Source organism: Streptomyces sp. NPDC087906 (assembly GCF_055584925.1).
On the sequence record NZ_JBVJLC010000008.1, the window covers coordinates 185925 to 195934 of the forward strand.

10 protein-coding genes and 1 tRNA gene are annotated in these 10010 nt (G+C 71.2%); 3 read left to right on the forward strand and 8 right to left on the reverse strand.

From position 1 onward, the window contains the following. Positions 1-52: 52 nt before the first annotated feature. From ACZ63I_RS23995 to ACZ63I_RS24010, 4 genes are all read right to left on the reverse strand, one after another. The gene (locus tag ACZ63I_RS23995; RefSeq protein ID WP_469341038.1) at positions 53-1507 is read right to left on the reverse strand and encodes a penicillin-binding transpeptidase domain-containing protein; all 1455 of its coding nucleotides are present in this window, start codon (positions 1505-1507) and stop codon (positions 53-55) included. Beyond that, positions 1507-2895 carry an FtsW/RodA/SpoVE family cell cycle protein gene (locus ACZ63I_RS24000; protein ID WP_469341039.1) on the reverse strand — a complete coding sequence of 463 codons (1389 nt, stop codon included), beginning with the start codon at positions 2893-2895 and terminating at the stop codon, positions 1507-1509. Before ACZ63I_RS24000 ends, ACZ63I_RS23995 begins: the two co-directional genes overlap by 1 nt. Positions 2896-2990: 95 nt before the next feature. Continuing rightward, the gene (locus tag ACZ63I_RS24005; RefSeq protein WP_469341040.1) at positions 2991-3428 is read right to left on the reverse strand and encodes an SH3 domain-containing protein; all 438 of its coding nucleotides are present in this window, start codon (positions 3426-3428) and stop codon (positions 2991-2993) included. Positions 3429-3555: 127 nt separating this feature from the next. Next, on the reverse strand, positions 3556-3897 hold the full coding sequence (locus tag ACZ63I_RS24010; protein ID WP_469341041.1) for a zinc-ribbon domain-containing protein: 342 nt from the start codon (positions 3895-3897) through the stop codon (positions 3556-3558). Between the two features lie 245 nt (positions 3898-4142). On the opposite strand from ACZ63I_RS24010, the gene ACZ63I_RS24015 reads away from it, so the two are divergent. Further along, positions 4143-4958, forward strand: coding sequence for a nuclease-related domain-containing protein (locus tag ACZ63I_RS24015; protein WP_469341042.1), 816 nt, complete (start codon positions 4143-4145; stop codon positions 4956-4958). 24 nt (positions 4959-4982) lie between these two features. Here ACZ63I_RS24015 and ligD read toward each other — a convergent pair whose 3' ends face one another. Then, positions 4983-5882, reverse strand: coding sequence for a non-homologous end-joining DNA ligase (gene ligD / locus ACZ63I_RS24020; RefSeq protein ID WP_469341043.1), 900 nt, complete (start codon positions 5880-5882; stop codon positions 4983-4985). A gap of 41 nt (positions 5883-5923) precedes the next feature. Here ligD and ku point away from each other — a divergent pair, with 41 nt between their 5' ends. Further along, entirely contained in the window at positions 5924-6952 is a 1029-nt protein-coding gene (gene ku, locus ACZ63I_RS24025; RefSeq protein WP_469341044.1) for a non-homologous end joining protein Ku, read from the forward strand. Positions 6953-7044: 92 nt separating this feature from the next. Further along, positions 7045-7116: transfer RNA gene (locus ACZ63I_RS24030), tRNA-Arg, on the forward strand. A gap of 84 nt (positions 7117-7200) precedes the next feature. Here ACZ63I_RS24030 and ACZ63I_RS24035 read toward each other — a convergent pair. Genes ACZ63I_RS24035 through ACZ63I_RS24045 form a run of 3 tightly spaced genes read right to left on the reverse strand, consistent with a single transcriptional unit; the run spans position 7201 to position 9880 of the window. Beyond that, positions 7201-7866: a GOLPH3/VPS74 family protein gene (locus tag ACZ63I_RS24035; RefSeq protein WP_469341045.1), complete on the reverse strand. Its 666-nt coding sequence runs from the start codon at positions 7864-7866 to the stop codon at positions 7201-7203. An 8-nt stretch (positions 7867-7874) separates the two neighbouring features. After that, the gene (locus ACZ63I_RS24040; protein ID WP_469341046.1) at positions 7875-9128 is read right to left on the reverse strand and encodes a phthiocerol/phthiodiolone dimycocerosyl transferase family protein; all 1254 of its coding nucleotides are present in this window, start codon (positions 9126-9128) and stop codon (positions 7875-7877) included. Positions 9129-9160: 32 nt separating this feature from the next. Further along, complete coding sequence (locus ACZ63I_RS24045) at positions 9161-9880, reverse strand: DUF3159 domain-containing protein (protein ID WP_469341047.1); 720 nt, start codon at positions 9878-9880, stop codon at positions 9161-9163. Positions 9881-10010: the final 130 nt, after the last annotated feature.

Here is a 10010-nt window from a genome sequence, read left to right on the forward strand (position 1 = left end):
CGCCGCGTCCGGTACGCCCCGTCCCGTACGCCGTGCCCCGCCCGCCCGCCGGTCAGCGCAGCGCCTCCTCCATCACCGCCCGCGCGATCGGCGCCGCGTCCCCGCCGCCGCTGATGTCCGCCCGGTCGGCCTGCGCGTCCTCCACCACCACGGCGACGGCCACCGCCGGCTGCGCCGCGTCGTCCGCCTGCGCCCAGGCGATGAACCAGGCGTACGGCGTACCGGAGTTGCCGATGCCGTGCTGCGCCGTGCCGGTCTTGCCGCCGACCGTCGCGCCGTCGATCGCCGCGCTCGTCCCCGTGCCGTTCTCCACCACGTCCACCATCATCTGCCGCAGCCGCTGGGCCGTTCCCGGGTTCATCGGCCGGTCGTAGGTATGCCCGCCGGTACGGGAGACGACGTCGCCGTCCGCCGCCGTCGTCCGGTCCACCAGATGCGGGGAGCGCAGTTCGCCGCCGTTGGCGACCGCGGCGGCGACCATCGCCATCTGCAGCGGGGTGGCCCGCGTGTCGAACTGCCCGATCGAGGACAGCGCCAACTGGTCGTCGCTCATGTGCGTGTCGAAGTTGGAGGCGGCGACACCCGAGGGGATCTCGATACCGGTGTCGTTGAAGCCGAACTTCTCGACCGTGTCCACCATCTTCGAGAGGCCCACCGTCACCCCGAGCCCGGCCATCACCGAGTTGCAGGACCAGGTGATCGCGTAGTCCAGCGACGCGTCGTCGCAGCCCTCGGCCTCGTTGGGCAGCGTCGTGGCCGTGCCCGGCAGGACGTACGGCTCGCCGATGCCGGTGGGGGCCGCAGGGTCGCGCACCTTCCCCGACTCCAGCGCGGCGGCGGCGGTGACGATCTTGAAGGCGGAGCCCGGCGGATAGGTCTGCCGGATCGCGCGGTTGAGCATCGGCTGGGTGATCTCGCCGTTGAGCCGGGACCAGGCGGTCGTGACGGCGGGGCCGGTGCCGGAGAGCTGCGTCGGGTCGTACGAGGGGCTGCTGACCAGCGCCAGGATCTTGCCGCTCGCCGGTTCGATCGCGGCGACGGCGCCCCTGCGGCCCGCGAGCCCGCTGAAGGCGACCCGCTGCATCGAAGGGCGCACCGTGGTGACGACCCGGCCGCCGGGCTGCCGGCCGTGGGTGGTCTCGTTCCACAGCGGCAGCGGCGCCAGCATCGGATCGGTGCCGGACAGCACGCCGTCCTCGGCGTTCTCGATCAGCGTCGTACCGTACGTCTGGGAGGCGTAGCCGGTGACCGGGGCGTACAACGGGCCCTGTGTATAGGTCCGTTCGAAGCGCAACTGCTGGCCGGTGTCCCTGGACCCGGTGACGGAGACGCCGCCGACCAGGATGTCGCCGCGCGGCTGCGCGTAACGGGCCACGATGTCACGGCGGTTGGCGGGGTTCTTGTCGTACGCGTCTGCCTCGAAGACCTGCACCCGGGCCGCGTTGACCAGCAGGGCGACGAGCAGCAGCAGGCAGAACGCGGCGGCGTGCCGGATATGACGGAGCATCACTCACCCGCCGACGGGGGTACGGCGTGCTCGACGACCCCGGGTTCCACGGGTGCGGGCGCCGGTCTGCGCGCCGAGTCGCTGAGCCGGATGAGCAGCGCCACGATGATCCAGTTGGTGACGACGGACGAACCGCCCTGGGCGAGGAACGGCAGCGCCATGCCGGTGAGCGGGATAAGCCCCATCACCCCGCCCGCGATCACGAACACCTGGAGGGCGAGGATCGAGGAGAGCCCGACGGCCAGCAGCCGGCCGAAGGAGTCCCGCAGCACGAGCCCGGCCCGGAAGCCGCGTGCCACGAGCAGCGCGTAGAGCAGGAAGATCGCGGTGAGACCCGCGAGGCCCAGCTCCTCGCCGGCCGTCGCGAGGATGAAGTCCGACTTGGCGGCGAAGCCGATCAGGATCGAGTCGCCGGCGCCGAGGCCGGTGCCGAACATCCCGCCGGCCGCGAAGGCGAACAGCGACTGGGCGAGCTGTCCTGGGCCCTGACCGGCGTCGATGGAGGCGAACGGGTGCAGCCAGTCCTCCACCCGGCCGTGCACATGGGGTTCGAACGAGCCGACCGCGTACGCGCCGACGACGGCCAGCAGCAGCCCCACCGCGATCCAGCCGAGCCGCCCCGTCGCGACGTACAGCAGGATCACGAAGAGCCCGAAGAAGAGCAGCGAGGTGCCCAGGTCGCGCTCCAGCACCAGGACGATGACGCTGAGCAGCCAGATCGCGACGATCGGCCCGAGCACCCGCCCGGTCGGCAACTGGAGGCGCCAGGCGGTGCGTCCGGTGTAGGCGAGGGCGCCGCTGTTGGCCGCCAGATAGGCGGCGAAGAAGATCGCGAGCAGCACCTTGGCGAACTCGCCCGGCTGGAAGGAGAATCCGCCAACCCTGATCCAGATCTTCGCCCCGTTCACTGCGGGGAAGAGGATCGGCACGATCATCAGGATGAGCGCGGCGGCGACGCACACGTACGCGTAGCGCTGGAGCAGCCGGTGGTCGCGTACGAAGAGCACGACACCGACGAAGAGCGCGACGCCGATCGTCGACCAGACGAGCTGGGTGGGCGCTGCCTGGTCGTGCGGGGTCTCCAGGTCGAGCCGGTAGATCAGCACCAGACCGAGACCGTTCAGCAGCACGGCGATGGGCAGCAGCAGCGGGTCGGCGTACGGGGCGCGCACCCGGACGGCGAGATGCGCGAGCAGCGCGAGCAGGCCGAGCCCGGCGCCGTAGCCCGCGGCGTCCGGCGGTACGGCGTCGTTCTTCGCGAGGCCGACCGCCGCGTAGCCGAAGACGGAGATGAGGACGGCGCAGACGAGGAGCGAGAACTCGACACCCCGGCGCTTGGGGATGCGTAGCTCGGGCGGGGGAGTGTCCACCGTCGTCGGTGCGGTCATGGCAGGCAACGTAGCAATTCGACATGCCTTATGTCCGGCTATGTAAAGACATAAGGCATGTCGAACTTACTCACCATCAAACGGTGTCAGCGGTGTCAGCACCAGCGCGGCACGGCGCCGATGTTGGCGATGTAGGCCGCCGAACCCCAGGCCCAGGTGCCGTCGGTGAGCAGGTACCAGCTCGTGTTCCCGTTCACGTTCCCACCGCGCGTGCGGCAGAAGATGTGCACGACGGCGCCGTACGGCTCGCTGCGTACGACACGGCTGCTGCGGGTCGGCTTGTCGCGCAGCAGCAGGCCCGTCCTGGCCGTGACCTTGCCGAGGTAGCTGCGCGCGATGTGCTCCGCCGCCGGGCTGTCCTCGCGCGCCACCGGCCGCTTCGACGGGGCGGACGGGGTGTCGACGGCCGCCGGGCTGTCCGACGCCGTGGACGGCGCGGGCGGCGCGGCGAGCGCTGCGGGGGCGGTGGTGAGCGTCGCTGCGGCAATGGCGGCGATTGCGGCGGCGCTGAGGCCGAGGGAACGCAGGGGCATGCTGACTCCTGGTGACCTGGGTGCGAGGAGCCGGCCGTTCCGGCATACGGCTCGCCCGATTCACCCTAGTTTGACCACGAAGAGTCCGCAAAAGATCACTATGGGTCACTTTGCCCCGGAGGGTGGCTCAGCTCTGGTACGGGTTCTGCTGCGGCTGGCCGCCCGTGCCCTGCTGGCCGGACCCCTGCTGGCCGTATCCCGGGGTGACCGGGGCCGCGCCGGGGCCCGCCGCCGGGGCGACCTGCGCCAGCAACTGCTCGGCCTGCTCCTTCTCGATCCGCTGCTCGGCGCCGCAGAACGTGCACTGCGTCGCGTACTTCGTCGAGACGGGGAACAGCGGCACGAAGAACAGCGTGAACTTCGTGACCCGCTTCCTGAGCGTGTGCGCCGACGGGTTGCCGCAGCGACCGCACACCAGCGTCAATATGGCGAGTTGGTAGAGGTAGCCCCTGGTACCGAAGATGATCATGAGCGGGATTCCTTCCGGGAAATATCGGCGAGCGCCTGCGACGGTGCCTGGTCAGAGTGTGCCGTACGCCACCGACACCCGGGACGGGCCGGGTACTTCGGACGCCCCGCCGTTTCCGTCCCGCCGCCCGCTCGACGGCGTTTCGTTACGGAATCCGGCGTCCGCGTACGGTTGGCGGATGGTTGCCATGAATTGGTTCTTGCCCCACGGCCCGCGGGCTGTTCCCATGGGCAAGGGGTGATGGCATGACCCGTCTTCGCGTCACACCGGCGCACCACCACGGTCAGGACCGGCTCTATGTGAGCCTGCCGGACGGCACCGGTGTCGCCTGGTACGACAAGAGCGCGGGCCGCGTCAGTCTCGTCTACGCGGCGCGCCGCGAAGCCGTACTGGCCGCGCTCGCGCCGTATCTCACCGGCGAGGTGACGGTCGGACCGCCGCCGGTGCCCACCCCCGCCGACCTCGACCGGCTCTCGCTCCATCCCGACGACGACCTCGCGCCCAACCGGCCGGGGGAGTCCCTGCACGTCCAGCTCGACGCGATGCCGTCGCCCGGCGCCTCGCTGCGGCTGCGGCTGCGGCAGGACGCGCGGCGCGGCGCGCTGCTGGCCCAGCAGTTCGTGGGCGAGCAGGTGGACCGGCTGGAGAGCGCGGGCTGGCGGGTGCTGCACTCCGTACCGCTGCCGGGCGCCGCGTCCGTCGACCATCTGGCGATAGGTCCCGGCGGGGTGCTGGCGATACGGACCCTGCCCGCGCGCAAGCAGCGCGTGCGGATCGAGGACCCGATGGTCAGGACGGGCCGCGCCGAGCCCCTTCCGCATCTGCGCTGGGCCCGGCAGGCCGCCGAACGGGCCACGCTCGCCCTGGCGGGCGCGGTGAGCCCGGTGCTGGTGGTGGCGGGCGCCGCCAGTCTCGACGTACGGCCGGCGCCGCAGGACGTCCGGATCCTGCACGACACGGAGGTCGCCTCGCTCGCGGACCTCGGCGGCGTACTGAAACCGGCGGACGTCGATGCCCTGTACGCGGCGGCCCGCGACCGGCACACCTGGCTGCGGGTCTGACGGTCCCGCACCAGCCGGACCGGCTCAGGGGAGTGGCGCCGCGCGAGCGGGGTCGTTGAGCGGGGCCAGCAGCTCGCCGTGCCGGTCGAGCCGGTCCGCCATGTCGTGCAGCGTGAAGACGAGCCGGGTCTCGCCCGCCGCCCCCGCCCGCGCGCAGCCCTCGACCTCCTCCCAGGTCACCGGCGCCGACACGGTCGGCTCCTCGCGCGCCCGCAGCGTGTAGGGCGCGGCCGTCGTCTTCGCCGCCGCGTTCTGGCTGTGGTCGACGAAGACCTTCCCGGGCCGCAGCGCCCGCCGCATCCGGTGCACCACCAGCGCGGGCAGCGCCGCCTCCGCCTCCACGGCGAGGCCCTTCGCGTACGCCGAGACCTCGGCGGACGGGGCGGGCTCCAGCGGTACGAGCAGATGCAGCCCCTTCGACCCGGACGTCTTCGCGTACGCGCCGAGCCCGTCCGCCGCCAGCCGCTCGCGCAGCCAGAGCGCGACCCCGCAGCACTCCACGACACCGGCGGGCGCCCCGGGGTCCAGGTCGAGGACCAGCCGGTCGGCCATGGCGGGCGCTTCGGCCCGCCACTGCGGGGTGTGGAACTCCACCACGAGATTGGCCGCCCACATCAGCGTCGCCAGATCGTCCACCACCACCTGCGAGGCGACCTGGCTCGCCGAGCGCGGCACCTCGGCGATCCGTACCCAGTCGGGTGTACCGGGCGGCGGGTTCTTGGTGAAGAAATGCTGGCCGCCAGGACCGTCCGGATAGCGCAGGAACGAGATCGGCCGACCAGTGAGATGAGCCAGCAGAGGGGCCGCCGTACGGGCGTAGTAGTGCAGCACCTCGCCCTTGGTGGTGCCGGTCGCCGGATACAGCACCTTCTCCAGATTGCTGAGCGACAGCCGCCGCCCCTCCACCTCTGTGATCGGCGTCATACGATGAGAATCCCACGAATCCCGGATGAAAGGGATGGAACGTGCGATCCATATGGAACGGCGCGATCTCCTTCGGGCTGGTCAGCATCCCGATCAAGCTGGTGAACGCCACCGAGAACCACTCGGTCTCCTTCCGGCAGTTCCACAAGGAGGACGGCGGCCGGATCCGCTACCGCAAGGTCTGCGAGATCGACCAGCAGGAGGTCTCGGCCGCCGACATCGGCAAGGGGTACGAGGAGGCCGACGGGACGATCATCCCGATCACCGACGAGGACCTGGCGGCGCTGCCGCTGCCCACGGCCAAGACGATCGAGATCGTCGCCTTCGTCCCCTCGTCGTCCATCGACCCGCTCCAGATGGACACGGCGTACTACATCTCGGCGAACGGCGTACCGGCCGCCAAGCCGTACACCCTGCTGCGGGAGGCGCTGAAGCGCAGCAACAAGGTCGCCATCGCCAAATTCGCCCTGCGGGGCCGCGAGCGGCTGGGCATGCTGCGGGTCGTCGACGACGTCATCGCCATGCACGGACTGCTCTGGCCCGACGAGATCCGGCAGCCGGAAGGCGTGGCGCCGGAGACCGACGTCACCGTACGGGACGCCGAACTCGACCTGGCCGACGCGCTGATGAACACCCTGGGCGAGGTCGAGATCTCGTCGCTGCACGACGACTACCGGGAGGCGGTCGAGGAGATGATCGCCGCCAAGGCGGAGGGCCAGCCCGTACCGGAACGGGAGCCGTCCGGCGGCGGTGGCCAGGTCATCGACCTGATGGCGGCGCTGGAGAACAGCGTGCGCGCGGCGAAGGACGCGCGCGGCGACGGCGCCGAAGCGTCGGACGCCGAGGTCACCCACCTCAAGGACCGCCAGCCGGCCGAGAAGGGCACGGCCAAGAAGACGGCGCGGAAGAAGACGGCCGAGAAGAAGACGGCGGAGAGCGAGACCGCCGAGAAGAAGGCGCCCGCCAAGAAGCAGGCGGCGAAGAAGACGGCGAAGACGGCGGCCAAGAAGTCCACGGCGAAGAAGACCACCGCACGGAAGTCGGCGCCGTCGAAGCGCAGCTCCGCCTGAGGCCGGCACCCCACCGACCGGCCCCTGAATACCTGTTCACGGCCACCCCACCGGAGCTGGTAGGGTTTCTCCCGTCGCCGCAAAGACGACATGCCCCCGTAGCTCAGGGGATAGAGCATCGGCCTCCGGAGCCGGGTGCGCAGGTTCGAATCCTGCCGGGGGCACTTCCGGAAAAAAGGCTCTGACCAGCAGAAATGCCGGTCAGAGCCTTTCTTGTTGCCTCGCGGTCAGGCGGGGCGGCGCGGCCGTCAGTTTCCCCAGCCGCCGCCGGTCGGGAGGAGCGCTGCGATGGAGGTCTGGAGCGCCTTGCGCAGGCCCGGAATGGTCTTGTCGAACTGCGCTCCGTACGCCTTGATTTCCTTCTTGTACGCGCGGGCGTCGCTGCGCGAGAAGATGTGGTGCGAGTAGTCGCTCTCCGTGGCGAGCACCGTCAGGGCGAGGTCGTCCAGGGGGATGTTCGCCGGGTCCAGGCCCTTCAGGATCGGCTCCTGGCTCTTTTCGCGCAGGGCCAGCACATGGTCGGGGTGGTTGACGGTGACCTGGTGCTGGGAGAGCAGCGACAGCTTCTTCTTGGCCTTCTCGCCCAGGCTGATCTCGCCCAGTTCCAGGAGCTGTTCGCGTACCGCCGACTCGGCGGTGTGGGCGCGCAGGTGCACCAGGTTGAGCCAGTGGTGGGGCTCCGGTTTCACCTCGTGCCAGACCTCGGCGAGGAACGGGTCGTCCGGCGGCGAAGCGGCCTGTCGGGCCACTTTCTCCTTGCCCGGTACGACGCTGACGAGGCCGGCGTCGAACAGTTCGACCAAGGCGGCCGCGCGGAGTTTCTGGCCGCGGAACTGGAGGTTGTTCGCCTCGAACTTCTCCTTCTCCACGGTGTAGCTGAGCAGGTAGAGCCGCTGCGGGAGCGTGTCGAGCATGGTCTCTCCTATGCGTGGGTGCGGACGGCGGGGGCGCACTCCTCGGCGAGTACCGCCGCCAGTTCGGGCAGGAGGGCGGCGACGGGGTCGTGGGTCAGTTCCGTCATCCGGAGCTGCCCGCCGGCGGTGACGACACCGAGGATGTGCTCCCCGCCGAGCTGGGTGATCTGCGCCGGGCCCCACAGGGCGCAGACCGCGCTCAGGTGCTGTCGCCCAGGATCCACCGCGCCGAGGTTGGTTATCTGGATGTCGGCGGCCGTGGCGGCCGTCATCATCGCCTCGGCCTCGCTCCCGTTCGCAGGGGCGTGCGCGGCGAGAGCCGCCGAACCGGCCTGGAGGGCGTCCGGCGCGCGCTGCCCCGACAGCGCCGCGTGGGTACTGCGGGCGAGCGTCCAGAAGTCCTTCGCCTCGTCCGCCGTGCTGCCGGTCCTGGCTCCGGCGAACCTGACCACCACGTCGTCGGCCAGACCGGCGGCGCGGCGCAGGTCCACCGGGCTCAGGACCCGGACGAACTCACGGCCCCGCCGGTGGAACACCACGGCGGCCGCGGCGCAGAGCGCGGCATGCACCGACGTCCGCTCCAGGCGGGAGCGCCGGACGAGCCGCTCGGTCAGTTCCGGGTCCAGGGCGAGCGCGTCCACATGGGGGGTGCGCCCGGCGAACGCCACCAGCTCGCCGGGCGCGTCCATGCGCTCGTCGCCCTCAGCGGGCGCGCCGGGTGCCGGGACTGCCGCCGGCGCTTCGCGGCGGGCGAGGAGATCTTCCTGCGCGGCCGGTACGCCGCCGGCCGCCAACTCCGCGCCGTCGAGGGCCGCCACGAGGTCCAGCAGCGCCCGCAGCGCGCCGGTGCCGTCGGTGATCTGGTGGGCGAAGGTGAGGACGACCTGGCAGTGCGCACCGCGGGGGAGCAGGACGGCGCGGACCAGCGGGCCCGGTGTCGCCGGGATCGGCCGGGTCTGCTCGGCGGCGACGACGGACTGCCACGGCGTCCCGTCGGCGGCCGTCTCGACGGGGATCGCGCCCTCGGCCTCGCGGAACACGGCCTGGGGGCCCGAGCGGTCGACGGCGACCCTGAGCAGCGGATGCGCCTGCTGGAGCCGGGCCAGGGCCGAGGTGAGCGCCGGTGCCGTTACGGGGTGGGCCACCTCGGCCACCAGCGAGAACTGGACCGGGTTGCGGCGCATGTAGAAGTCGATGGTCCGCTCGAAGGCGCCGAGCGTGCGGACCGGTTCGCCGTGGCTGTCGTTCGTCGTCCGGGGCATTCTTCCCTCCCTGTCCATGGAAGTGCTGTGCGTCAGGCGGTCGGCCGGATCGCGCCGATCGCCCGGAGCCGCTTGCCCGAGCGGCGGGCCGCCCACAGCACGACCAGGAAGGCCAGGGCAAGCAGCGGATAGCCCATCACGATCTTCGCGAAGGCCAGCCAGCCGGTGGCGTCCTTCTCGTACAGCCACTGCTGCACGGCGAACCGGACGGCGAAGACCGCGGTGAACGCGAGGGTGGCGATGTCGTAGTAGTGGGTCGACGCCTTGTCCTTGAGCCAGGCGGTGCCGGTGCCGTTCAGGGCGCCCCAGACGATTCCGGCGAGCGGCCGGCGTACGAGCACGGAGAGCAGGAAGATCGCGGCGAGCACCAGGCTCGCCCAGATGCCCAGCAGGAAGTAGCCCTTGGCCGACCCGGTCTTCCAGGCGACGAACGAGGCCACGGCCACACCGAACAGCCCGGAGAGGGCCGGCTGGAGCGATTCCCTGCGCACCAGCCGCAGTACGGAGATCGCGACCGCGACGGCGACGGCCGTGATGATGGCGCCGGTCAGCCCGAACGAGGCGTTGCCGAGCACGAAGGCCACGACGGGCAGCATCATGTACACCACGCCGGTCGAGCCGCCCATCTGTTCCAGCGCCGTGGGCTTGGGCTTGGGGTCGGGCTTGGCCCGGGGCGTGGGCTCGGGGGCCTGGGGCTCGTCGAGTACGGGGATGCGGTTGTCGGGGTCTGCGGAACGTATGTACTTCGTCATGCGGGTTCAACTCCCTCAGTGGTATGGGTCGTTCGGACAGGCCCTAGCTGTCCGCGTGCGGCCGCCCGCCCAGGTGCCGGGCGAGGAAGGCGTCGGCGGCGCGGTACATGTCGATGGTGTTCTCCGGGTT